General features: G+C 72.3%; 16 protein-coding genes. 10 read left to right on the plus strand and 6 right to left on the minus strand.

Annotated elements, in window-relative coordinates; translation table 11 throughout:
• Positions 1-8: 8 nt before the first annotated feature.
• Entirely contained in the window at positions 9-860 is an 852-nt protein-coding gene (locus ACZ434_RS02045) for a DUF2637 domain-containing protein (RefSeq protein WP_468450781.1), read from the minus strand.
• Between the two features lie 265 nt (positions 861-1,125).
• On the opposite strand from ACZ434_RS02045, the gene ACZ434_RS02050 reads away from it, so the two are divergent.
• The 8 genes from ACZ434_RS02050 (at position 1,126) to ACZ434_RS02085 (ending at position 14,490) form a co-directional block, all read left to right on the plus strand.
• Positions 1,126-2,172, plus strand: coding sequence for a hypothetical protein (locus ACZ434_RS02050; protein WP_468450783.1), 1,047 nt, complete (start codon positions 1,126-1,128; stop codon positions 2,170-2,172).
• Between the two features lie 93 nt (positions 2,173-2,265).
• The gene (locus ACZ434_RS02055) at positions 2,266-3,261 is read left to right on the plus strand and encodes an MHYT domain-containing protein (RefSeq protein ID WP_468450785.1); all 996 of its coding nucleotides are present in this window, start codon (positions 2,266-2,268) and stop codon (positions 3,259-3,261) included.
• Positions 3,262-3,467: 206 nt separating this feature from the next.
• A complete protein-coding gene (locus ACZ434_RS02060) occupies positions 3,468-4,244 on the plus strand; it encodes a TIGR03936 family radical SAM-associated protein (RefSeq protein WP_468450787.1) in 777 nt (258 codons plus the stop codon).
• 262 nt (positions 4,245-4,506) lie between these two features.
• On the plus strand, positions 4,507-8,985 hold the full coding sequence (locus tag ACZ434_RS02065; protein ID WP_468450789.1) for an Rne/Rng family ribonuclease: 4,479 nt from the start codon (positions 4,507-4,509) through the stop codon (positions 8,983-8,985).
• Positions 8,986-9,422: 437 nt separating this feature from the next.
• A complete protein-coding gene (locus tag ACZ434_RS02070) occupies positions 9,423-10,538 on the plus strand; it encodes a DegT/DnrJ/EryC1/StrS family aminotransferase (protein ID WP_468450791.1) in 1,116 nt (371 codons plus the stop codon).
• Positions 10,535-11,560 (plus strand): Gfo/Idh/MocA family protein, encoded by a 1,026-nt coding sequence (locus tag ACZ434_RS02075; protein ID WP_468450793.1) that lies wholly within the window; start codon positions 10,535-10,537, stop codon positions 11,558-11,560. Before ACZ434_RS02070 ends, ACZ434_RS02075 begins: the two co-directional genes overlap by 4 nt.
• On the plus strand, positions 11,550-13,196 hold the full coding sequence (locus tag ACZ434_RS02080) for a glycosyltransferase family 2 protein (RefSeq protein WP_468450796.1): 1,647 nt from the start codon (positions 11,550-11,552) through the stop codon (positions 13,194-13,196). The genes ACZ434_RS02075 and ACZ434_RS02080 overlap by 11 nt, the downstream gene beginning before the upstream one ends.
• A gap of 10 nt (positions 13,197-13,206) precedes the next feature.
• Entirely contained in the window at positions 13,207-14,490 is a 1,284-nt protein-coding gene (locus tag ACZ434_RS02085; protein ID WP_468450798.1) for a nucleotide sugar dehydrogenase, read from the plus strand.
• A gap of 82 nt (positions 14,491-14,572) precedes the next feature.
• Here the strand turns inward: ACZ434_RS02085 and ACZ434_RS02090 are convergent, their stop codons facing one another.
• The 4 genes from ACZ434_RS02090 to wecB form a co-directional block, all read right to left on the minus strand.
• Complete coding sequence (locus ACZ434_RS02090; RefSeq protein WP_468450800.1) at positions 14,573-15,703, minus strand: acyltransferase family protein; 1,131 nt, start codon at positions 15,701-15,703, stop codon at positions 14,573-14,575.
• A gap of 11 nt (positions 15,704-15,714) precedes the next feature.
• Positions 15,715-17,361, minus strand: a complete 1,647-nt coding sequence (locus tag ACZ434_RS02095; RefSeq protein ID WP_468450802.1) for a glycosyltransferase family protein — start codon at positions 17,359-17,361, stop codon at positions 15,715-15,717.
• The gene (locus ACZ434_RS02100; protein ID WP_468450805.1) at positions 17,358-18,683 is read right to left on the minus strand and encodes a glycosyltransferase; all 1,326 of its coding nucleotides are present in this window, start codon (positions 18,681-18,683) and stop codon (positions 17,358-17,360) included. The genes ACZ434_RS02095 and ACZ434_RS02100 overlap by 4 nt, the downstream gene beginning before the upstream one ends.
• Positions 18,684-18,830: 147 nt before the next feature.
• Positions 18,831-19,907, minus strand: coding sequence for a non-hydrolyzing UDP-N-acetylglucosamine 2-epimerase (wecB, locus tag ACZ434_RS02105; protein WP_468450807.1), 1,077 nt, complete (start codon positions 19,905-19,907; stop codon positions 18,831-18,833).
• 340 nt (positions 19,908-20,247) lie between these two features.
• Between wecB and ACZ434_RS02110 the strand changes: the two genes are divergently transcribed.
• On the plus strand, positions 20,248-21,837 hold the full coding sequence (locus tag ACZ434_RS02110; protein WP_468451773.1) for a glycosyltransferase family 4 protein: 1,590 nt from the start codon (positions 20,248-20,250) through the stop codon (positions 21,835-21,837).
• 128 nt (positions 21,838-21,965) lie between these two features.
• Entirely contained in the window at positions 21,966-24,107 is a 2,142-nt protein-coding gene (locus ACZ434_RS02115) for a glycosyltransferase (RefSeq protein WP_468450809.1), read from the plus strand.
• A 72-nt stretch (positions 24,108-24,179) separates the two neighbouring features.
• On the opposite strand, the gene ACZ434_RS02120 is transcribed toward ACZ434_RS02115, so the two are convergent.
• Positions 24,180-24,782, minus strand: coding sequence for an acyltransferase (locus ACZ434_RS02120; protein WP_468450811.1), 603 nt, complete (start codon positions 24,780-24,782; stop codon positions 24,180-24,182).
• Positions 24,783-25,303: the final 521 nt, after the last annotated feature.

Below are 25,303 nucleotides of genomic sequence, written 5' to 3' on the forward strand. Positions count from 1 at the left end.
ACCGGGAGTTACGGGAGTTCGCGGGCGTAGGGGCGGACGCGGTGGCGGGGGGAGGCTGTGCGGCGGGGTGGGCGGGTGAGGGTGATCTGGCGGACCAGTTGCTGGAAGCAGGCCAGGGCGGCCACGCCCGGGAGGGCCGCGGCGGCCGTGTCGGTGATGGTGTGGGGGGCCTGGGCGACGCAGAGGAGGACCGCGACGGAGGAGAAGAGCAGGACGACGAACCAGGAGTGCAGGGCGCGTCGCTGGTGGAGTGCCGCGCGGAGGATGGAGAGGGAGCCCGCCAGCCAGGGGCCGTAGACCAGGATGGGCCACCAGGCGGAGGAGCTGCCGCTGCTGTGCGCGGTGGTGACCAGGAGCAGGGGTTCGTAGGTGACCACGCCGCTGAAGACGCTCACCATCGACACGGTGACCGCTGCCATGGCGGCGATGACGTAGCTGGCGACGCGGAGTGCGTCGGGGCGTTTGCGCGGGGGCTTGCGGTGGCCGCGCGGGGCCGTCGGGCGCAGGGGCGGCAGTTCGGCCGTGATCTCCTGGAGGTTGCCCATGGGGCTGCCCGCGGGGGGTGCGGTGACGGAGGCTTCTTCGCGCGGGGGCGGTACGGTCCTGCCGTACTCCTCGCCGCGGGCCTCCTGGAGCAGGTAGGCGAGTTCCTCGGCCGGGTCCCAGGGCGGGACGGGCTGGTCCATGGCCGGATCCCAGGGAGGGACCGCGGGGTCCATGGAGGGGTCCCAGGGTGGGACGGCCGGTTCCACGGGCTCGGCGTAGACGGCTCCGGCCCGGTGCCGTCCGGTGCCCGCCTCGGGGTACTGGTCCGGGATGTCCGCGCTGTACCAGAGAGGGTCGTAGCGTTCATCGTTCATGTCAGGATTGATTCATCGGGCCGGCGGGGGCAGTCAACAGCGTTTCTGTGACGTGGAGTTGGATCGGCCCTGACCTGCTTGCCTTCATATAGCGACTAACGGCGTCCGGTTCACTTGGATGCGCGGCGAATGAGTGAACGGCCGTGCCGACAATTGCTTTATATAAGCCTCGGAATTCCGGTTTTTCGACTGGCGTTCAGCATATGAGGGACATCTCGGGGTCGCTGTGCGCATCCGCGCGGGCCGCTCCGGCGTCCTTGCGGGTATGGATCTCGAGAAGTCGCCGGCGCCCGCGCGTGGTGAGGGATGTCTCGTCGTGGCGATCCGCATCCCCGTGCGGATCGTGGTGCTCGTGCTGGTCGTGCCCGTGCGGATGGTGTGGGACGCGCTGGTCGTGGCCGGGCGGTTCCTGAACGACACGGTGTTCCGGCCCGTCGGGCGTGCCCTGCTCTGGATGGGGCGGGCGGTGTTCGTGTGGCCGTTCGTGGGGCTGTGGCGGTATGTCCTCGTGCCGCTGGGCAGGGGCCTGGGGTGGCTGGGGAAGGTGCTGGTCGTCCTGCCCGCCCTGGCGTTCCACCGCCATGTGCTGATTCCGCTGGGGCACGCGGCCGCATGGGTGTACGCGCGTGTGCTGACGCCCGTCGGGCAGGTGCTCGCCGCCGCCGGGGCCGCGGTGGGGGCGGGGCTGGCGTGGCTGGGCCGGCATCTCGTGGTCGTGCCGTCGGCGTGGGTGTACCGGTGGATCCTGACGCCGGTCGGGCACGCGGTCGTGTGGTGCGGCCGGGGGCTGCTGTGGGTGGTGACGGTGGCCGCCACGGGAATCGGGACGGGGCTGTACTGGATCACCCGTGTGCTGCTGGTGCTGCCCGCGCTCGGGGTCTGGCGATGGGTCCTGGTGCCGGTCGGGCGGGTGCTCGGCGTCGTCGCGCGCGAGGTGGGGGCCGCGTTCGGGCACGCCTGGCGGGTCGCCGGGCACGTCTCGCTCGCCGTGGGACGGTTCCTCGGGACGCTTCTGCGGTGGACGTTCGTGGAGCCCGCGCGGTGGGTGTACCGGAGCCTGCTGACACCGGTGGGGCACGGGGTGCGTGACGCCGTGCTCCGCCCGGCCGCCGAAGCGGGCCGTCGTGTGGGACGTGCCACACGACAGGCGCTCGCTTCCGTCCGCGTGACGGCCCGTCAGACCCGCGCCGATCTGTGGCGGGCGCTCGTCGGAGATCCCAAAGAGCCTCACGCAAAAGGAGATCGGGAATGGGTGCGGGTGCGGGGGGCGCGGAATGTGAGTGAGGGTCAGGACATGTTGACCAAGGGCTGACCTGCGCCTTTGATGCGCCGCGGTTTGTTTTTGCATGGCAGCTACAGGTAAATGTCTGCTTCACGCAAACCGCATATGAGAGGCGAATCGAGCATGCAAGGCACAGTGGACGGGTTCAGCTACGGCCTGGTCACACCCGTAGCGGCCTATCTGGTCGCATGTCTGGGCGGCGCCCTCGGCCTGCGCTGCACGACCAGGTCCCTGCGCGCGAGCGACCGTTCGTGGAAGCCGGGCTGGCTCGCCCTCGGTGCGGCCTCCATCGGCTGCGGTATCTGGACGATGCACTTCATCGCCATGCTCGGCTTCACCGTGGACGAGACCTCCATCCGGTACGACGTCCCGCTCACGCTGCTCAGCCTCGCCGTGGCCGTCGTCGTCGTCGGCATCGGCGTCTTCATCGTCGGCTACCGCGGCGTGGCCCCGACGACGCTGCTCACCGCGGGCGTCGTCACGGGGCTCGGCGTCGCCGGCATGCACTACATCGGCATGGCGAGCATGGAGATGGGCGGCGCGTTCGCGTACGACCCGCTGCTGGTCGTCCTGTCGGTGCTCATCGCCGTCGTGGCCGCCACCGCGGCGCTGTGGGCCGCCGTGTCCGTCCGCGGCTTCCTGCCGAGCGTCGGCGCCAGCATGATCATGGGCGTCGCGGTCACGGGCATGCACTACACCGGCATGTCGGCCATGACCGTCCACCTCCACGGAGACGGCGACGGCAGCGGCACGCACATGATGTCGGTCGTCCTGCCGATGCTGCTCGGCCCGCTCGTCTTCCTGCTGTTCGCCACGGCCGTGGTCATGTTCGACCCACTGCTCATCTCGGGCGAGGACGACTGGGCGGCGCCGGCGCCCGCTCGCCGGACGTCCACCGGACCGACGGGCCCGGCCGAGCCCGCCGCCGGGTTCCCCGCCGCCGGTGGGCCGCTCGCGCCGGCCACCTCACCCGTGACCGCGGTGTACGCGGGAGGCTACGCCCCCGCCCCGACGGGCCCGCAGGCGCAGGGCGCGCAGGCCCTCGGTGCGCAGGCCCACGGCGCACCGGGTGCACCCTGGGAGATGGTCCAGGGCGGAGACCGTCCTGCCGGCTGGTGAGGCGCCCCCTCGTCCCGCCGCCGGGAACCGGGGGCCGGGCTTGCGCGTACTCTGAAGAGGACCACGACCCCGGTCCCCGGCCGGGACGGCAGGGTCGTCGTCGTACGGCCGTACCCTAGAAGGGAGGCGCCCCCCGCGCCCCCTTTCAACGAGGAGAAGATCCACTGGGCAAGCGACAGCCCGAAGGCCCGCCGCCCGCACCCGCGGTGCAGCGCATCCGACTGCGCTACACCAAGCGCGGCCGCCTCCGGTTCACCAGCCACCGTGACTTCCAGCGCGCCTTCGAGCGCGCGCTGCGCCGCGCCGAGGTGCCCATGGCGTACTCGGCGGGGTTCACGCCGCACCCGAAGGTGTCGTACGCCAATGCCGCACCCACCGGCACGGGCAGCGAGGCGGAGTACCTGGAGATCGCGCTCACCGAGCCGCGCGACCCCGAGCGGCTGAGAGGCCTGCTCGACGAGTCGATGCCCGCCGGGCTCGACATCGTCGAGGCGGTCGAGGCCCGCACCTCGGGCCTCGCCGACCGGCTCACGGCCTCCGTGTGGGAGCTGCGGCTGGACGGTGTCGGCCCCGAGGACGCCCGCCGCGCGGTGGACGCCTTCAACGCGGCCGGGACCGTCGAGGTCCAGCGCCGTACCAAGAACGGCGTCCGTACCTTCGACGCCCGCTCGGCGGTCGTGCAACTGGAGAGCACGGCAGCGCAGTCGTCGCAGCCTGATAGGCCGAGCGACCGGCCCTGTGCGATACTGCGGCTGGTTGTTCGGCACGTGACGCCTGCCGTACGACCCGACGACGTCCTGTCCGGTCTCCGCGCCGTGGCCGACCTGGCGCCGCCGGTCCCCGCAGCGGTGACCAGGCTGGCGCAGGGGCTGTTCGATGAAGAGACCGGCACGGTGACCGACCCGCTCGCGCCCGACCGCGAGGCAGCAGCGACCGAGCCGCATCCGGCCGGCGCCACTGCCGCCGCGACGGCGACGGCGTAAGGAAGGTCCCGCGCAGGGACGGACGTCGATAAGCGCCGCCCTCGAACTCGGGAGCCACCTGGGTCGGGCAGCGCACCGACCAGAAGACTTTCGCCAGGCCGTACGCATTCGGCGTACGGAACCGGCGAGACAGGACACAGAGAGCTCCCGTGCGGCGCCCGCGCCCCGGACGGCGGTAACCGCGCACCGCGCGAGCCGCGGACGTCACCGGCATCGCCGGACCAGGTGCGGCGCCCGGGAGCCTGACGGGAGAAACGCCCGCATGCTCGAGCCGATCGAGCCCACAGAGGGCTCCGAACCGAACACCCCCAGCGACACCCTGCCGCCGAGGCGGCGCCGTGCCGCGTCCCGCCCGGCGGGCCCGCCCGTCGCCGCGGCCGACACGGCGGCCGAGACCGCCGCGCCGGCCGTACCGGCCGCAGGGTCCGCCGACGCGCCCGGGGCTCCCGAGCCCGCGCGGCCCGTGGACGAGCCGGACAGCACCGCGACCGAGGAGAAGGCCGGGGCCGCCGCGCCCCGTCGCCGCCGTGCGGTCCGCCGTGCGGCCGCGCCCGCCGGGGCACCCGCCTCGGCGGAGGCCGCGGAGACCGTCGTACCGGCGACTCCGGCCGCCCCGGCCGAGCCCGCCGCTCCGGCTCCCGAGCCCGCCGCCGACTCCTCGGAGGACGCCGCTCCCCGGCGCACCCGTCGCCGTGCCACGCGCACGGTGACCTCGCCGACGGCGGCCCCCGAGACGGCGGATGCCACCGAGGCCGCTGAGGCCGCTGAGACCGCCGGGACCACTGAGGCTCCCGAGCTCGCCGGCGCCGCCCGGTCCGCCGAGGCCGCTGAGTCCGCTGAGTCCGCCGGGGACGCCGCCCCGCGCCGTACCCGTCGCCGTGCCACGCGCACCGTGACCACGCCGGCGGCGACCGCCGAAGCGTCCGGGACCGCGGACGAGGCCGAGCCGGCACAGACCCCGGCCGGAACCGCCGAAGCCCCCGAGGCAGAAGACGCCGCCCCGCGCCGTACCCGCCGCCGTGCCACCCGCACCGCGGCCACGCCGGCGGCGACCGCCGAACCGGCGCAGGCCACGGTCGAGCCGGCCGCGGTCGCCGAGGCCGCCGGGGCCACCGAGGCCGACGAGGACGCCGCCGCCCGCCACACCCGCAGCCATGGCAAGCGGCGTGGCACGTCCGCCGTGCGCCGTGTCACGCCCGCCGGGGCACCCGTGACCGCCGGGACGGCGGAGGGCGACGCGGGCGAGCCCGCGCAGGTCGCCGCGACCGCCGAGGAGACCCCGGTGACCGAGAACGAGAAGCAGCCGGAGACTCCCGCCCGGTCCGAGCAGGCCGCCGAGGCCCCCGCCGACGACGCCGCTCCGCGCCGCCGCCGACGCGTGGTCCGCAAGGCCGCCGCCGGGTTCGCCGAGCCCGCGCGCACCGCCCGGGCCACCGCCGGAACCGACGAGACCGAGGAGGGCTCGCCGCGGCGCCCCGCGCGCCCGGCCGTCGCCGTGTTCCAGCCGCCGGTGTTCACCGAGCCCCGCTTCCAGACCCCGGAGCGGGCCGCCGCCGAAGCGGCGGCAGAGGTGGCCGGACCGGCCGAGTCCGAGCAGGACACCGAGGAGTTCCCGGAGGAGCAGCCCGCCGCCTCCCGCCGCCGTCGCCGGCGCCGGGGTGCGGGCGACGAGACCGAGGCCGCTCCCGCGACCCGCGCCGAGGACGACGCGGAGGAGGCCGACGAGTCGGCCGATGACCACGCCGACAGCGACACCGACATCGACGCCGATGCGGACACCGACACCGACGACCAGGACGACAGTGAGTCCTCCGGTTCGCGCCGCCGCCGGCGCCGTGGTGGCCGTCGCCGCCGTCGCGGTGAGTCCGCCGAGCACGACGCCGACGGCGGCGAGTCCGGGGACGACGACGCCGACACCGAGCGCGTCGCCTCGGAGCAGGCCGCCCAGGACGCCGAGGACGCCGCCGAGCAGGCCGAGGAGGACGCCGAGGAGCGCGAGGACCACGACGCCTCCAACGGCTCCAGCAGCAGCCGGCGCCGTCGTCGCCGCCGTCGCCGGGCCGGTGACAGCGGGGGCGAGGGCGAGTCGACCACCGACGACCCCGAGCGCACCGTCGTCAAGGTCCGCGAGCCGCGCAAGGCGGCCGAGCCGTCGGACGAGGTGCAGTCCATCAAGGGCTCCACGCGTCTGGAGGCGAAGAAGCAGCGCCGCCGCGAGGGCCGCGAGCAGGGCCGCCGCCGTGTGCCGATCATCACCGAGGCCGAGTTCCTGGCCCGCCGCGAGGCCGTCGAGCGCGTGATGGTGGTCCGCCAGTACGGCGACCGTACGCAGATCGGCGTCCTGGAGGACGGGGTGCTCGTCGAGCACTACGTCAACAAGGAGCAGGCGACCTCGTACGTCGGCAACGTCTACCTCGGCAAGGTGCAGAACGTGCTGCCGTCGATGGAGGCCGCCTTCATCGACATCGGCAAGGGCCGCAACGCGGTGCTCTACGCCGGTGAGGTCAACTTCGAGGCGCTCGGCATGGGCCACGGCCCGCGCCGTATCGAGTCCGCGCTGAAGTCCGGCCAGTCGGTCCTGGTCCAGGTGACCAAGGACCCGATCGGGCACAAGGGCGCCCGCCTCACCAGCCAGGTCTCCCTGCCGGGCCGTTACCTCGTGTACGTCCCCGAGGGCTCGATGACCGGCATCAGCCGCAAGCTGCCCGACACCGAGCGGTCCCGGCTGAAGACCATCCTCAAGAAGATCGTCCCCGAGGACGCGGGCGTCATCGTGCGCACCGCCGCCGAGGGCGCGAGCGAGGACGAGCTGCGCCGTGACGTCGAGCGGCTCCAGGCGCAGTGGGAGGAGATCAAGAAGAAGTCCAAGAACGGCGGCAGCGCGCCGACGCTGCTGTACGGCGAGCCGGACATGACCGTCCGGGTCGTGCGGGACATCTTCAACGAGGACTTCTCCAAGGTCGTCGTCAGCGGCGACGACGCCTGGGAGACCATCCACGGGTACGTGGCGCACGTGGCCCCGGACCTGGCCGGGCGGCTGTCCAAGTGGACCAGCGAGGTCGACGTCTTCGCCACGTACCGGATCGACGAGCAGCTCGCCAAGGCGCTGGACCGCAAGGTCTGGCTGCCCAGCGGCGGTTCGCTGGTGATCGACCGGACCGAGGCGATGGTCGTCATCGACGTCAACACCGGCAAGTTCACCGGTCAGGGCGGCAACCTCGAGGAGACGGTCACCAGGAACAACCTGGAGGCGGCCGAGGAGATCGTGCGCCAGCTGCGGCTGCGTGACCTCGGCGGCATCATCGTCATCGACTTCATCGACATGGTGCTGGAGTCCAACCGGGACCTGGTGCTGCGGCGCCTGCTGGAGTGCCTGGGCCGGGACCGTACGAAGCACCAGGTCGCCGAGGTGACCTCGCTGGGCCTGGTCCAGATGACCCGCAAGCGGGTGGGCCAGGGTCTGCTGGAGTCGTTCTCGGAGACCTGCGTCCACTGCAACGGGCGTGGTGTCATCGTGCACCTGGACCAGCCGGCCGCCGCCGGCGGTGGCGGCAAGCGCAGGAAGCGGGCGCGGGCCGGCGCGGCGGAGACGCCGCACGAGCATGAGCACGAGGCAGCGAGCGCCGGGACGGCCGAGCAGGAGGCCGAGGCCGAGACCGAGTCGGTGGCCGAGGTCGCCGCCGAGGCCGCCGAGCCGGTCGCCCTTCCGGCGCCCGAGTTCACGCCGGACGAGGAGCTGTACAGCAGCGCCGCCGAGGCGGAGGCCGCGGCCACCCGTGGACGCACGCGCCGCCGCGCGAGCCGGCGGGCGTCCGCTCCCGCGGGCGCGCCGAAGCGGGAAGCCGCCCGGACCGCCCAGGTCACCGAGGCCGACCAGGCCCCGCGGGCCGACCGGGAGCGGGCCGAGGAGCCGGCGCGGGCCGAGGAGCCCGTGCGGGCGGAGGTTCCGACGGCTCAGGACGTCACGGCCGCCGAGGAGGCCGCGCGTCCGGTGCAGCCGGAGTCGGCCGCCGGCGCTCTCGCCGAGCCCGCGGCCGTCGAGGACGCCGTGGTCCCCGAGGAGACCGCGCCCCAGGGCCGTACGCGCCGCCGGGCCACCCGCAAGGTGTCCGCGCCCGCCGGTTCCCCGGCAGGGGCGGAGGCCGCGGTGGTCACGGTCGCGGAGTCCGCGAAGGCGCAGGCGCAGGAGGAGCCGGCGGCCGGGGAGACCCCCGCCGAGGCCCCGGCCGAGGCGGCCGCCCCGGCGGAGCCCGAGGCCCCCGCCCGCCCGCGCCGCCGCGCGGTGCGCAAGCCGAGCACGTCCACCGCGGCCGAGGACACGGCGGTCGTGGTCGTCCCGTCGGCCCCGGCCCCGGCCTCGGCCGAGGAGCAGGCGCCCTCCGGGGAGCCCGCCGGCGAGAGCGCCGAAGGCGCCGCGGAGGAGGCGGCCGAAACCGCTCCGGCCAAGAAGACCGCCCGCAAGACGGCGGCCAAGAAGGCCCCCGCGAAGAAGGCCGCCACGAAGAAGGCGACGACGGCCAAGAAGGCGGCGAGCACCAAGACGGCCGCCGCCAAGAAGACGACGACGGCCAAGAAGGCGGCGACCACCAAGGCGGCGACCACCAAGACGGCGGCCACCAAGACGGCGGCCACCAAGACGGCCGCCGCCAAGAAGTCGACCGCGAAGAAGACGGCGTCGAAGAAGACCGCGGCCGCGGCGGAGCAGCCGCCGTCCTCGGTGACGGCCACGACCGAGGACTGACCGTTCTCAGCGGGGAGGGGCGCGGGGGACCGGAGAACGACCGGTGCCCCGCGCCCCTCCCGCGCTGCGGCCGACCGTTGATCACATTCGTTCATACGGAGACCGGGCCGGTGTCACGTGTGGTTGCTCATTGACCAAACGTAGATTTCTCTGTGGTAACTATGAGGAATTTTGCCTCTCATCTGCTGGTAACGTAATCGCGGTCTCGGCCGCTGTTCTTCCGCCGCCTGGACCCGGCCACTCACCGCGACCCGCGCGTGGGCGGCTGCCCTCCGTCGAAGCTCCCCGGGGGCGGAGCCCGGACGGAGACCGGTGCCACCGACGGCCATCGGTTCAATTCCAACAGCACGGACACGGACGGCCCGCGCTCGGGACCGTCCCTTCCCGATCACATCGCGAGGCGCCCACGAGGCGCCGAACGAGGAGGGGGAGCGTCGATGACCGACGCCCATGAGTTGATACCGGCCGCCAGGCCCGTCATCGGCGAGGAGGAGATCGAGGCCGCGGTACGCGTGCTGCGCAGCGGCCGGGTCGTACAGGGCCCGGAGGTGGCCGCCTTCGAGGAGGAGTTCGCCGAGCTGGTCGGCGGGCGGCACTGCGTCGCCGTCAACTCCGGCACCTCCGCGCTGCACCTCGCCCTGCTCGCCCTGGGCATCGGCCCGGGCGACGAGGTCATCGTGCCGTCGTTCTCCTTCGCCGCCTCCGCCAACGCCGTACGGCTGGTCGGTGCCGACGTCGTGTTCGCCGACATCGAGGCCGACAGCTTCTGCCTGGACCCGGCGGCCGTCGAGGCGGCCCTCACCCCGCGCACCGCCGCGGTCATGCCGGTCCACCTGTACGGGCACCCGGCCGCGATGGACCGGATCATGGACATCGCCGGCCGGCACGGTCTGGCCGTCGTTGAGGACGCCTGCCAGGCCCACGCGGCGGCGCTGCACGGCACCCCCGTCGGATCATTCGGCAGCGCCGGAACGTTCAGCTTCTACCCGACCAAGAACATGCACAGCCTCGAGGGCGGCATGGTCAGCACCGGCGACGCCGAAGTGGCCCGCGTGCTGCGCCTGCTGCGCAACCAGGGCATGGAGCAGCGGTACGCCAACGAGATCGTCGGCGCCAACATGCGCATGACGGACGTGGCCGCCGCGATCGGCCGGGTCCAGCGCACCAAGCTCCCCGGCTGGACCGAGCGGCGCATCGCCAACGCCGCGTACCTCACCGAGCGCATCACCGCGCCGAACGTGGTCACGCCGAAGGTCGCCGACGGCGCCCGGCACGTCTACCACCAGTACACCGTGCGCGTCCGGGGCGACCGCGACGCCGCCATGGCCCGCCTCACCGAGGCCGGCGTCGGCAACGCGGTCTACTACCCGACCCCCATCCACCGCCTCAAGCCGTACTGGGAGCCGGACCAGAAGGCCGGCCGGGTCTGGGACCTGCCCGAGACGGAGCGCGCGGCGGCCGAGGTCGTCTCGCTGCCCGTGCACCCGGGCCTGTCGGAGCAGGACCTCGAGCGCATCGTGACCGCCGTGAACGCGCTGGGGGAGCAGAAGTGAGCACCGGAAAGCGGCTGCGGGCCGGACTCGTCGGCCTGGGCTCCATGGGGCGCCACCACGCCCGCATCCTCTCCGGCCTGGAGGGCGTCGACTTCGTCGGCGTCGTCGACCCGATGGGGGACAAGCACGGTGCCGCACAGGGCGCGCCCGTCCTGGCCACCGTCGAGGAACTCCTCGACCTGGGCGTCGACTACACCGTGGTCGCCTGCCCCACCGCGCTGCACGAGGAGGTCGGCCTCCAGCTCGCCGCGGCCGGCGTCTGCGCGCTGATCGAGAAGCCGCTCGCCGACACGGTCGACGGGGCGCGCCGACTGGTGGAGGCCTTCGAGTCGAACGGCCTGGTCGCCGGCGTCGGGCACATCGAGCGGTGCAACCCCGCGCTGCTGTCCCTGCGGGCGCGGCTCGAGGCGGGCGAACTCGGCGACGTGTACCAGGTCGTCACCCGGCGCCAGGGCCCCTTCCCGCACCGGATAGCCGACGTCGGCGTGGTCAAGGACCTGGCCACCCACGACATCGACCTCACCGGCTGGGTGACGGGCCGCTCGTACACCTCCATCGCCGCGCACACCGTCTCCAAGAGCGGGCGTCCGCACGAGGACATGGTCTCCGCGGTCGGCCGCCTCGACGACGGCACGATGGTCAACCACCTGGTCAACTGGCTGAGCCCGCTCAAGGAGCGCTTCACCTCGGTCACCGGCGAGCGCGGCTGCTTCATCGCCGACACCCTCACCGCCGACCTGACCTTCCACTCCAACTCGGCGGTGGCCACCGAGTGGGAGGCCCTCCAGGCCTTCCGCGGAGTCGCCGAGGGCGACATGATCCGCTACGCCATCCCCAAGCGCGAGCCGCTCCTCGTCGAGCACGAGCTGTTCCGCGACGCGGTCCTCGGCCGGCCCGCCGACATCTGCACCCTGCGCCAGGGACTGCGGACCGTCGAGGTGGCGGCGGCGGTACTGGAGTCGGCGGCGGACGAACGCAGTGTCTCCCTGCTGCCGCAGGACCTGGCCGGTCATGGCGGCTGAGGACCGGGTGCGAACCGCCCCGGACGTCAGCGTCGTCGTCGCCGTCTACAACACGATGCCCTACCTGACGGAGTGCCTGAACTCCCTGATCGGGCAGAGCATCGGGCGGCAGCGGCTGGAGATCGTCGCCGTCGACGACGGGTCCACCGACGACAGCGGAGCCGAGCTGGACCGCTTCGCCGAGCGCTACCCGGGCACCGTCAAGGTGATCCGCCAGGAGAACTCCGGCGGCCCGGCGGCCCCCAGCAACCGGGCACTGGACGTCGCCACCGGCCGGTACGTCTACTTCATCGGCTCCGACGACTACCTCGGCGAGGAAGCCCTGGAGCGCATGGTGGCCTGCGCCGACGAGCACGGTTCGGACGTCGTCGTCGGCAAGATGGTCGGCACCAACGGGCGGTACGTCCACCAGGCGCTGTACAAGAAGAGCGACCCGGACATCCGTCTCACCGACTCCGCCCTGCCCTTCACCCTCGCCAACACCAAGCTGTTCCGGCGCGAGCTGGTCGAGCGGCACAAGCTGCGCTTCCCCGAGCACCTGCCCGTGGGCAGCGACCAGCCGTTCACCATCGAGGCGTGCGTGCGCGCGCGGAAGATCTCCGTGGTGGCCGACTACGTCTGCTACTACGCGGTGAAGCGGGGCGACGCCAGCAACATCACCTACCGGGCCGACCACCTGGCCCGGCTGCGGTGCACGGCGGAGATCATGGACTTCACCGCCGGGCTGCTGGAGCCCGGCCCGGAGCGCGACGCCGTGCTGCGCCGCCACTTCACCTGGGAGCTGGCCAAGCTCGTCCAGGACGACTTCCCCGCCCTGGACCGCGACCTCCAGCGCGACCTCTGCGCGGGCATCGCCCGGCTCGCCGACACCTATTTCACCGACGGCATCCGCGACGCCATGGACGTCAAGCGCCGGGTGCGCATCTGCCTGGCCCGGGCCGGGGCGATCGACGCGCTGTGCGAGGCGATCACCGCCGAGAAGCTGCACGGGGCGCCGCCCTTCGTCGTGGAGGGCGACCGCGCCTACGCCCGCTACCCGGGCTTCCGCGACACCCTGATCGGCCTGCCCGACCGGTGCTACGAACTCGTCGGGGAGGCGGTCCCCGGCCGGCTCGCCCAGGGCACCGAACTGCTCGCCTCCGCCTGGGAGCAGGAGGGCGAGCGGATCACGTACACGGCGTCGATCAGAGTGCCCGTCGTCGGCGACCCGGCCGGCGCCGTCCTGCGGCTGGTCCGCGGGGCCATGCCCAAGTCGGCCGACAAGGCCGGGGCGAGGAAGCTGCCCGCGGACCACTCCCCGCCTGCGGTCGTGGGCCACATGACCACCGAACCCGCCGGGGACGGCGCCGCCACGGTGCTGCACGCCCGCATCCCGCTGGAGCGGTGCGACGCCAAGCTCGGGGCCCGGGTGTACCTGGAGGTCGCCGGGACGACGTACGAGATCCCCGTGCGCGGCACGGACAAGCCCATGCCGCTGTCCCGCCGCTGGGGCAGCCACGACGACCCCTACCGCGCCTCCGCCGTCGTCAACGACAAGGGCCGCGTGGTGGTTTCCACGGCCCAGATGTACCCGCCGAAGAAGTCCCTGGCCTCCCGGGTGAAGACCACACTCGTCCGCGGTCTCAAGAGGAAGTAACGACCGAACCATGAACATCTGTGTAGTAGCGCTCGGCAAGATCGGGCTTCCGCTCGCCGTGCAGTTCGCGTCCAAGGGCCACCGCGTCATCGGCGCCGACGTCAACGAGAAGGTCGTCGAGCTGGTCAACGCCGGTGTCGAGCCCTTCCCCGGCGAGCACGACCTGGACGTCAAGCTGAAGAAGGCCGTCGACGAGGGCCTGCTGAGCGCGACGACGGACACGGCCGCCGCCGTGGCCGAGTCCGAGGCCGTCGTCGTGGTCGTCCCGCTGTTCGTCGACGCCGAGGGCGTACCGGACTTCGGCTGGATGGACGCCGCGACCAAGGCGATCGCCCAGGGCCTCAAGCCGGGCACGCTCGTCTCCTACGAGACCACGCTGCCGGTCGGCACCACCCGCACCCGCTGGGCCCCGATGCTCGCCGAGGGCTCGGGCCTGACCGCGGGCGAGGACTTCCACCTGGTCTTCTCGCCCGAGCGGGTCCTCACCGGCCGGGTCTTCGCCGACCTGCGCCGCTACCCCAAGCTGGTCGGCGGCATCGACGAGGCCTCGGCGGCGCGCGGTGTCGCGTTCTACGAGGCGGTCCTGGACTTCGACGCCCGCGAGGACCTGCCCCGGCCCAACGGCGTCTGGGACCTGGGCACGGCGGAGGCCTCCGAGCTCGCCAAGCTCGCCGAGACCACCTACCGCGACGTCAACATCGGGCTGGCCAACCAGTTCGCGCGGTTCGCCGACAGCAACGGCATCGACGTCAAGAAGGTCATCGAGGCCTGCAACTCGCAGCCCTACAGCCACATCCACCAGCCGGGCATCGCCGTCGGCGGTCACTGCATCCCGATCTACCCGCGGATGTACCTGTGGAACGACCCGGCCGCGACCGTGGTGCGCTCCGCCCGCGAGGCGAACGCCGCGATGCCCGAGTACGCCGTCGACCTGCTCGCCGCCGCCTACGGCGACCTGACCGGCGTCAAGGTGCTGGTGCTGGGCGCGGCCTACCGCGGTGGCGTCAAGGAGACCGCGTTCTCCGGTGTCTTCCCGACCGTCGAGGCGCTCAGGGCGCGCGGCGCGGTGCCGTACGTCTCCGACCCGATGTACACCGCCGAGGAGCTGACGGCGCACGGCCTCACCCCGCACGCCGGCGAGAAGGTCACCGCCGCGATCCTCCAGGCCGACCACGCCGAGTACCGCACCCTGACCCCGGCGGACCTGCCGGACGTCACGGTCCTCGTCGACGGCCGCCGCACCACGGACCCGGAGGCCTGGAAGGGCGTCCGCAGGGTGGTCATCGGCGGCTGACCGCCCGTGTGACGAACAACGGATCCGGCCCCGCCCCTCGCTCGCGAGGGGGCGGGGCCGGATCCGTTCACGAAGAGCGGGGTCAACGGGCGTCGAGCATCGGAGAGGAGTCGGGTTGGCGGGGGCGTTGGACCGACGGGCCCAGGCGGCGCAGCCGGCGCTCGGCGGGATGCTCCACGTACTGGTAGGCGGCCCCTGCGGCGGCGAGGCTGGCCAGCAGGATGCCGGCCCAGAAGACGAGGGTCTCGCCGCCGGGGGCGGGGCGGCCCCAGTGGAAGAGGGCGGCACGGATCACGATCTCGTGGATGAGGTACCAGGCGAACGACCAGTGGCCCAGCCGGATCATCCACGGCCCGCCGAGGCCCGTGCGCCGACCGTCGAGGTCGCGGCGGGCCGCCGCACTGATCAGGGCGGCGAAGAGGGGCGCGGACAGCCACTGGGAGGCCGTGTAAGGGCTGTACCAGAGAGCGTCCGGGACCGCGTGGTGCCAGGGAATCAGAACCATGTGCCAGACGACGACGAGTCCGGCGGCGACCGGCAGGGACACGGGGGGACGCCAGCCGCGCTTGAGGGCCAGACCCGCCACCACTCCCAGCACGAACTGCAGGAACCGGGTCAGCGGCAGGTAGTCCATGGCCCAGCTGCGAGTGGTGGGCGGCAGACCGGACAGCGCGGGCCACAGCACCAGGGCGGCGCAGGTGACGGCGAGTGCGGTCCATGCCCACACCCGGGGCTTCCGGGCCGCGAGCAGTGCGAGCAGGGCGGGGAAGCACAGATAGAAGAAGGCCTCGTCGGTGAGCGACCAGGCCGCCGGGTTGCCGCCGGTGAACATCACCGGATCGGGGAACCAGGCGTGCACCAGCAGCAGCGTCGCGGCTACCGCCTTGAGCGACACCGCCCGGTCCATGACGGCCCACACGGCGACCGAGAGGGCAGTGCTGACGGCCAGCAGCGGCCAGATACGGGCGAAGCGACGCCACAGGAAGACCGTGGTGGGCACGCGCGCGCCGTCGTAGGTCCAGGCGAGCACGACACCCGACAGGACGAAGAAGAAGGTCACGCCGCTGCGGCCGTACCAGACCGCCTCGCTGACTCCCGGCACGGTACCGACCTGCCGGGAGAGGTGGTACAGCACCACGAGCAGTGCCGCCCAGAAGCGGAGCCCGGTCAGCGAGGGCAGCCGGTCGCGACCGGGCGCCGGTATCGAGGTCACGGAGAATTCCTTCAGTGTTCGGGAAGCAGAAGGCAGTCCAATTGCTCACGCACGACCGGCCAGTCCCAGGACTCCAGCGCGACCGTGGACGCGGCCCGGCCCGCCTGCCGCCAACTCTCGGGGGTGGCGGTGACCTCGAGGATCCGGTCGGCGGCCTCCTGGGCCGAGGCGACGACCCAGTCGGCGGGGAACAGGGTGCGGGCACTGTTGGCCCGGCCTGCGAAGAAGGGCCAGTCACGGCCGACGGGCACGGCCCCGCTCGCGGCGCCCTCGACGAATCCGCAGTGGAAGCTCTCTCGCACCGAGGAGCTGAGGATGACGCCGATCCCGGTCAGCGCGGCCGGTACGTCGTCCTGCTGGCCGAGCCTGCGCAGAGCACCGGAGGGTTCGAGCTCGGCCACCTCACGGCGGTAGCGCCGGGCGTAGGCGCGGGACGCGGGGCTGAGCCGGGCGTTCACGTCCTCGCCGAGCAGGAGGAGCCGGTAACGGGAGTCCCGGCCGCGCAGGATACGCAGCACCTCGATGGCCCACCGGGGGTCCTTGGCCACGGACGAGATGCCCGTCAGACCGAGGGTGAACCGGGCGTCGTCCGTCTTGGGACGGACATGGCCCGCCAGATCCATGGCGTTGGCGACGACATGCAGCCGAGGCCGGGCCGCGGACGCGAGATGGGGCACCGTGGCCACCGTCAGGTCCCGCAGATGCGCGCCGACGAACACCAGGTCGTCGACACGGGAGAAGTCGACCAGGAACGGCCAAGGGCTGAAGGTCTCGGCGCTGTGCAGGCGTACGACGATGCGGGTGCTGCCCGGGTCCACGCAGGTGAACAGTGCGGCGGGGCCGACGCACCAGTCGACGAAAAGGGTGTCCGCCCAGTCCAGGTGGGGACGCAGGAGTTCCTCGGCCCGCCGGCCGAACTCCGGGTCGGCGCCCAGCCGGTGAGCCGCGATCCGGGGGAGAGAGGTGGCCAGCCCGTCGAGCTCCGGCACCTCCTTCACGTCCAGGAAGCGCACCTCGACATCGGGATGGTCCTCGTAGTGACCGCGGATCCGGTGGAGGAAGTTCGCATTGCCGCGTGTGACGAACAGCAGGCGCAGCCGTCGCCCGGTGGGGGAGACGGGCAGAGCGGTCCGGCCGGCCGGCTCCGTCAGTGCCTGGACGACCGTGCTGGCACGCAGCGGCGCCGTGTACGTCTCGGGGGCGTCGGCGAGCGGTGAGGTGGTCCTGTCCAGGTGCAGCACCCGGTGGAAGGCGAGTTGGAGCGCCGTGACCGCGGAGGTGGCGGCTGCTTCCGCGTCGCCGGCGGCCCACTGGGCGTCGGCCCAGGCGAGTTCGGCACAGACGGCGGCGGTCAGGGCGCGGGGGGCCCGGCCGCGGGCCAGTTCGACGCGGGCGGCCTCACTGAGCAGGTCGGCCCGGCGACGGCTGTCGGTCGTACGGCGGGCGGCGGAGCTGAGGGTCCGCACCGCCCCCTCGGGCCGGTTGACCTGGTCGAGCCCTCCGCCCACCCGGTGGGCGAGTCGGTATCGCAGAGGGTCGGACAGCCCGGGCGCGGTCACCATCAGCCGCCACGCACGGGCACCCGCCCCGGTGCGCAGGACCCTCGGGTGCAGCCCCCCGCGGGTCACCGCGCGGATCCCCCGTCGTATGTGCTTCATGCGCTGGGGCTCTTCCCCGGGACCGCCGGCCGGACCGCCTCGGAGAGCTGCCGGGCCGCCGGAGCCATCAGCAGGCCCCGGGTGAACCTGTTGGCATGGGCACGGGCCTCGGCCCGCTGCTCCGGGGTGGCCTCCACCGCCATCCGGGCGGCCCGCACGAACGAGTCCGCGATGCCCTCCGCGTCCAGACCGACGGCGCCGGTCCACAGCGGGTGCCCCGCCAGTACGTGGGAGGCGTCGTGGTCCACTTCGTGACAGGAGACCACCGGCAGCCCGGAGGCCATGAACTCGTACACCTTGCCCGAGGTGACGAACCGGCCGCCGACGAGCATGAGCACGAGGGCGTCCCAGCGGCCGTAGGTCGCCGCGACCTCGGCCTTGGCCACCGGGCCGCCGAAGAGTACCCCCTCGGACTCGGCCTGTCGGATCAGCGTCATGTGGGCGTTGGCCTCGCGGCTGGCGCCCGCGCCGATGTGCCCGCGGATCTCGAACCGGGAGCGGGCCACGAGCGGGTCGCGCTCCCGCGCGGCGCGCCAGCCGTCCAGCACGGTGGCCAGGAAGGCGGGCTTGAAGTTCACCGAACCCAGGTAGCCGAAGGTCAGCCCCTGCTCCGGGTCCGGCGCACCGTGGACCTCCGGAACGCTGTCCGGGTCGAAACCGTTGCGCACGACGTGGACCCGCTCGGCGAGCTCCGGGTAGCGCTCCCGGTAGAAGTCCGCGATCGGGTCGTTGACGCACCAGATCGCGGTCGCGTCCGACAGGACACGCTCCTCCCACCGGCCGGCCTCGGAGTCCCGGGTGAACGCCTCCCCGCCCCCGATGACGTCGATGGACCAGCCGTCCCGGAAGTCGATCGCGTACGGGACCTTGTGCGTGTCCCACAGCTTCCGGGCGGCGGCCAGATTGACGTACGGGGCGCAGCTCGCCAGCAGCATGTCGGCAGGGAACTCGCGGTGGATGTCGAGGACACCCTGCTCCAGGGCCGCACGCCAGCCGCCGAACACCGGCTCGGGGAAGTGCTCCAGGTGCCGATCGCGCTCCCGCTGCATCCAGCGGATCGGGTTCAGCGCCCGGTCCTCGGTGAACAGCCGGATGTCGGTTTCCAGATCCTCACGGGCCAGGGGCAGCTCGACGATCCGCACGCGCGGGTCCACCGGGTCGGAGAGGGTGTGGTCCAGGCCGTACTCCCGCTCCCACGACTCCTCCGCGATGGTGAGCACGGTGACGTCCCAGCCGAGTTCGACGAACTTGTTCGCCGTCTCGCGCATCCGGTACGCACAACTCTTCGCCGCCGGCGGGAAGCCGATGGCGAGGTAGATCATGTGCGGCCGGACTCCGTCGGGCCGCGGCCCCGTCGTACGGACGCCGGAGGGGACCGCACCCGGAGCCGACGGGCTGAGGCGCTTGATCACGTTTCGCAAGGGAGTGCTCCGAGAGACTGTTGAACGGTGACGGGAGGGACGGCGGGGTCAGCCCTCGACGATTGCCTGCACGGCCCGCACCGCGGCGTTCCCGTCACCGTACGGCGTGCCGCGCTCGGTGTCGGGAGCGGGGCGTGTGGCCAGGTCCGGGAAGTCGGGCGTCTCGTGCGGGTCGGGCACGAGCACGTTCCAACCGCCCTCGAGGGTCTCGACCCACTCGGTCTCCGGACGGATCGTGGTGCACGCGCGGCCCAGCAGGAACGCCTCCTTCTGCAGACCGCCCGAGTCGGTGACGACGCCGGCGGAGCCGAGGACAGCGCCCACCAGACCGGCGTAGGGAAGCGGACGGCCGACGCGCACCGCGCCCTGGTCCAGCTTCAGACCCTGCTCCTCGGCACGGGCCACCAGCCGCGGGTGGGCGAGCAGGGCCACCGGGACGGGGAGCGCGGCCAGCGAACCGATGATGGCGGCCAGGCGCTCGGGGTCGTCGGTGTTGTCGGGCCGGTGCAGCGTCGCCACCAGATAGGGAGCGTCAGCGTCGATGCCCTCGGGCAGCTGCGGACGCGGGTGCTCACCGGCCAGCACGGCGTCGCGGATGCGCAGGCAGACGTCCACCATGACGTCTCCGACGAGCGTGGAGCGCTGGGCCAGGCCCTCGTTCGCGAGATGGCGCATGGCCTCCTCGGTCGGGGCGAGCAGCAGGTCCGCGGCATGGTCGGTGAGGACACGGTTGTGCTCCTCGGGCATGCGCCGGTTGAAGGAACGCAGACCGGCCTCGAGGTGGGCGACGCGGTAGTGCAGCTTCACCGCCGAAAGAGCGCCGGCCACGGTGGAGTTCGTGTCTCCGTACACCAGCACCCAGTCGGGCTTCTCGGCTTCGAGTACCTCGTCCATGGCGGTGAGCACCGCGCCGGTCTGCGCGCCGTGGCTGCCGGAGCCGACACCGAGGTGGACGTCGGGGTCCGGGATACCGAGACCGGAGAAGAAGACGTCGGAGAGATCCGCGTCGTAGTGCTGGCCGGTGTGCACGATGACGTGCTGGTGCGGGGTCTCGGCGAAAGCGGCCGCGATGGGGGCGAGTTTGACCAGTTGGGGACGCGCGCCCACGACACTGATGACCTTCACGTGTACTGCTCCTGCCGAAATAGGCGACTGACGACCGAACCCTGATCATACGAGCGTGTCGATGATTGACAGTGCGGTGCCGCTCTACCGGGCCGGACCACAGGAGGGACGTGCGCTGCCGGTATGCTTTGATGCGGGCCGGGTTATGTGGCCGTGCCGTCTGGGTGCAACTGCGTGCACGAGACGCCCGCTTTGAACGGAACTGGTGTGTGAGCTCGATCCTTCGTGCGGGCTCCTGCAACGTGCCAGAAGCTTCAGATCACGAAAGGCACACGTATTTATGGAGCTCGACAGCGCTGACGGGCAGCGCCGGCCCAAGGGAACCCGAGGCCGAATCGTGATGCTCGTGGACAACGGCGTCAAGAATGACTCCCGCGTCCAGAAGTCCGCCCGGTCTGCCGCTGAAGCGGGATGGGACGTCATTCTCTTCGGCATATCGAACACCCGAGAGGTCCAGAGCTGGACCATCGGCGACGCCGAGGTCCGGCTGGTGCCGAAACCGAGTCCGCTCTCCCCGCGCAAACAGGACATGAAGGGGTTGCGTCCCCGCAGCCCGCTCGCCTACCGCAGCACGCGGATAGCCTCGTACCGCAAGCAGCAGGTGAAGGCCTGGCGCGCCGACCTCCGGTTCCGGGCGACCGCTGCCAAGGCCGACGGGCCCGGCCGGCCGAGTGCCGGCGGTTCGGCCGCGCGGCTGGTCGTCCCGAAGGCCGCGGCGAAGGTCACGGGCAAGTGGGTGGGGTTGCGCTCGCGGGCGACGCACCGGGCGAAGCGGAAGCGGGAGAAGTTCGACAGCCCCTTCGACAAGGCGCTCATCAAGTTCTGGCAGATGTCCATGGGGGAGCGCGCCTGGAGGCGACTGCTGCCCTACCTGTGGGACTTCGAGCTGGCCTTCGCCAAGCACATCGACGAGCTCAAGCCCGACCTGATCCACGCGCACGACTTCCGCATGCTGGGAGTCGGCGCCCGTGCCGCCGTCCGGCTCCGCGGCGCCGGGCACCCCGTGAAGCTGGTCTGGGACGCGCACGAATTCGTGCCCGGCCTGCACTCCCACCACGAGCGCTGGCTCCCGGGGCATGTCGCCTGGGAGAAGGAGCACGCAGTGTTCGCCGACGCGGTGATCACCGTGTCCCCCTCGCTCGCCGACCTGCTGGTCAAGGGCCACAAGCTCAAGGAGACGCCGTACGTCGTCCTCAACGCTCCGGTGATCCGTCCGGCACCGGACGAGGTGGCCGACGTCGAACCGGTCCCCGACCTGCGCGAGCTGTGCGGGATCGACCGGGACACCCCGCTGCTGGCCTACTGCGGCGGCATCAACCCGGTGCGGGGCGTCGAGACCATGATCGAGGGCCTGGTGCACCTGCCCGACGTGCACGTCGCTCTGGTCTCCCTGCCGCCCGGGCGCAAGCCGTTCCCCGCCACGAACAAGGTCATGGAGCTGGTAGATGAGCTGGGTGTGGGCGACCGCGTCCACCTCCTGCCCTTCGTGCCGCACTGGCAGGTGCCCGAGTTCCTGGCCACGGCGGACGCGGCGGTCAGCCCGCTGCACCACCTGCCCAACCACGAGCTGGCCCTGAGCAACAAGTTCTTCGAGTACTCCCAGGCCAGGCTCCCGCTGGTGGTCAGCGACATCCGCACCATGGCCGAGATGGTCAGGAAGACCGGCCAGGGCGAGGTCTTCAAGGCCCAGGACGTCGAGGACTACGTCCGCGCCGTCAAGGCCGTTCTCGCCGACCCCGAGCGCTACCGCAAGGCCTACGACACGCCGGGTCTGCTGGAGAAGTGGACATGGGAGGCCCAGGCCGTGGTGCTGGGCGAGATCTACGACAGGCTGCTGCCCGGCACCGAGGCGCCGGCCGCGTCGAAGGACCGGCAGCGACCGGCCCGGACGGCGGAGCCGGAGGGCTCCGAGTACTCGAGCGCCGTCTGACGGACGGCCACGACCGGTCCGTCGGCCCGGTGACGAGGAGGTCCGGCGCCCGCCGAATCTCCCCCACCGGGCCGACGGACCGCACCGTGCCCCGCAACGGACGCAGAACAGGTGAAGGACCTCCTCGCATGACCCATGTACTCCTGATCGCCGGCACGGCGCCGACGCTCTCCATGCTCAAAGCCGCCGTCGAGCAGTTGCGGGCCGCGGGAGCCACGGTGCACCTCGCCGGATACTTCGACCGTGCGGCGGTGGACGGCGTCCTCGACGCGGCCGACGTGTGCTCCCTGACCGAGGCCGCCGCGGAGCGCGGTAACGCGTTCGCCAAGCGCGTCGCCAAGCTCCCGCCGTCCCGCAGGACGTGGGCGAGCGCGGAACGCAGCCGCTGGGTACTCGGTCGTGCACGAAAGGCACAAGTCCTCGTCGCCCTGGACGCCAACGCCGTCTACAGCGTCTGGCGGCTTGCCGAGCGCAACCGGCGGGCCGACGCGGTTTTCGGCGTCGCTCCCGCGCTCCGCGCGCTCCAGGCACGCGGCACGTACCGCGTGCAGTACGCGCTGCGCGACGCCGTCCGCACCGTCCCGTCCCCGACGGTGACATTGCGTACCACGAAGCGTTCGGTGCGGCACGGCGCCGGTGCCGTGCTGCGCCGGGCCTCGTCCCCCGCCGTGATGCGCACCTCGATCGGCGCCAAGGCGTGGCGGACCGCGGTCGTCGCCCCGAAGGTGCCGGACGGCATGCGTGCCAAGCTCGCCCGCAGGGTGAGCCTGAGCATGGCGAAGGGTGGCCGCAGGACGGGCGCCACGATCGTGCTGAACCAGGCCGCCGACCGCATCGCCAACCGCAAGCTCAGCGCCGCCCTGCTGGCCGACGCCGCGCGCGCCGACCTGGCCCGCGGCCACGATGATCCCGTGGTCCGCGCCAAGGCCGTCGAGGCCGCGCTGAACCTGGCGGACCAGCGGTTCAGGAAGAAGGACGTCCCTGCGGCGGCCGACCACCTGTCCACCGCCTTCTCCCTCGCCTTCAACCGGGGCCTGCACTTCGACGGCACCTCGTCGCCGATGGCCGACGACCCGGAGGGGTACCTCGAGGTCTTCCGCCGGAGCGCCGCCTTCAAGGCTCTGTCCGCACCGCGCGGGCGGGCCCTGCCGGCCGCTCCGGCACCGACCGGCCGCCCGCTGCGGCTGCTGGTCACGACGTACGCGAACGCCAGCTTCCTGAAGGCCATCCGGGAGCGCTACGAGAACCACCCCGACGTCGAGATCCGCTACCTCGACGTCAACGAGGACGAAACGATCCGTCCGCTCGCCAAGGGCCTCAAGCGGATCAAGGAGCACGCGCTGGGGGGCCGACCGGAGTTCCGCGCCCAGCTCGAGGAGGCACTGCGGCCCCACCTCGACTGGGCCGACACCGTCTTCATCGACTGGTGCACCAACGCGGCCGGCATCTTCACCGCCGTCGACCCCGGCACCGCACGCGTCATCGTGCGCCTGCACAGCTACGAGGTGTTCGCCTGGTGGCCGCACGTCGTGGACTTCACCCGGGTGGACGACCTGATCCTGGTCAGCGACCATCTGCGTGAGCTGACCGAGAAGGTGCTGCCCCAGCTGGCGCGTCCGGACACCGCCGCGACCCACGTGGTGGCCAATGCCATGGACCTGGTCCCCTTCCAGCGGGAGAAGAGCAGTGCCGACGCCCGTTTCGTCCTCGGCATGGTCGGCATCAGCGCGGTGGCCAAGGACCCGCGCTGGACGCTGCGGGTATTGCGGCTGCTGCGCGAGAAGGACGAGCGCTACCGCCTGGTGATCATCGGCGAAGGCCTCAACCGCAAGGCGAGCGCCGCGGTCCGCGCGTACGACGACCTGCTCCGTTCGGACCTGGCTGACCTCGAGGCAGCCGACGCCGTGCACCTCGTGGGGCAAACGGACGACGTGCCGGCGGCGCTCACCGAGGTCGGAGTCATCCTCAGCAGCTCGGTGCGCGAGAGCTTCCACTGCGGCCTGGTCGAGGGCGCGGTCAGCGGCGCGCTCCCCGTGGTCCGCGACTGGCCGTTCTTCGCCTCGTTGGAGAGCGGTCCTCGGACCCTCTTCCCGGCGGACTGGGTCGTCGGGACGCCGGAAGAGGCCGCGGAGCGGATCCTCGCGCTGACGCAGTCCGAGGAGAGCTGGCGCGCCGCCACGGAACCCGCCGCCAAGCATGCGCTGGCGATGTGGGACTGGTCCGTGGTCGGTCCGGAGTTCGATCGGTTGCTGCTGGACGGCGAGGGCTGACGGACCGGACACCAAGGGGGTCGGTGGCGTACCCGGTACGCCACCGACCCCCTTGGTGTCCGCCGGGAGGTGTCAGACGGCCCGTTCGACGAGGACGCCGTCCTTTTCGTCGTACAGAGCGCCGGACTGCGGGCACTCCCAGACACCGTTCTCCCCGGCCCGTTCGACGAGCCGGACCCCCGCCCGGCCGACCCAGCCGACCTGCCGGGCGGGCACGCCGACCACCAGGGCGAAGTCCGGCACGTCCTTGGTGACCACGGCGCCCGCGGCGACCATCGCCCAGCGTCCGATGCTGACGGGAGCCACACACACGGACCGGGCGCCGATGGACGCCCCGTCGGCGATCCGCACCCCGACGGCCTCCCAGTCGCCGCCGCGCTTCTGCTTGCCCTCGGGGTCGACGGAACGCGGGTTGTGGTCGTTGGTGAGGACGACGGCGGGGCCGATGAAGACACCGTCGCCCAGCTCGGCCGGCTCGTACACGAGCGCGTAGTTCTGCAGCTTGCAGTTGTCGCCCATGCGCACGCCCGAACCGACGTAGGCGCCGCGACCGATCACACAGCCCTCGCCGAGCCTGGCACCCTCGCGGATCTGAGCGAGGTCCCAGACACTGCTGCCGGCGCCTATCTCGGCGCTCTCGTCGACCTGGGCGCTGGGCTGGACCCTGTAGTTCACTTCGTTCTCGCTTCCGGGGTGTCTGCTACGCCCGGTGAGCATACGCGGCCGGTGCCGGAGGCGGCGCCCGCAGGAGGACAGGGTCCCTTCGACCGTGGGCCCGGTGCCGGCCCGCTCTTCTCCGAGACTCGAAACCGGCGCGTGCGGTCTTCCCTGTCCGCCGATTCCCTCCGATCCTTCCGGTGCCGCGATGCCCTGTCTTGGGGGGCATGAAGGAATTTAGTGGGAAAGCGGCGAACGGAAGGCGCCAGCCGCATTACCAGGTTGATCTCATTGTGACGCTGCTCTTTTCAGACATTCTTTTGCCCCTGCCGCGAAAAGGTCGCCGTTTGGCCTCCGGTAGCCGGATGCGGGACACCGGGGACTCGGGCCGGACCGCGTCGACGGGCGGGAAGGCCCAAGCGAAGCACCGGTGAAGGCAAGCGGCACATACAGGGGCAACGTGGGGTGATCGGCGGGCCCTGCCCGGGCGGTCGCGAGGTACGGATCGCCGAGCTGGTGACTCTTCGCCGGATTTACGC

The sequence above is a fragment of the Streptomyces sp. NPDC030893 genome (assembly GCF_055571535.1).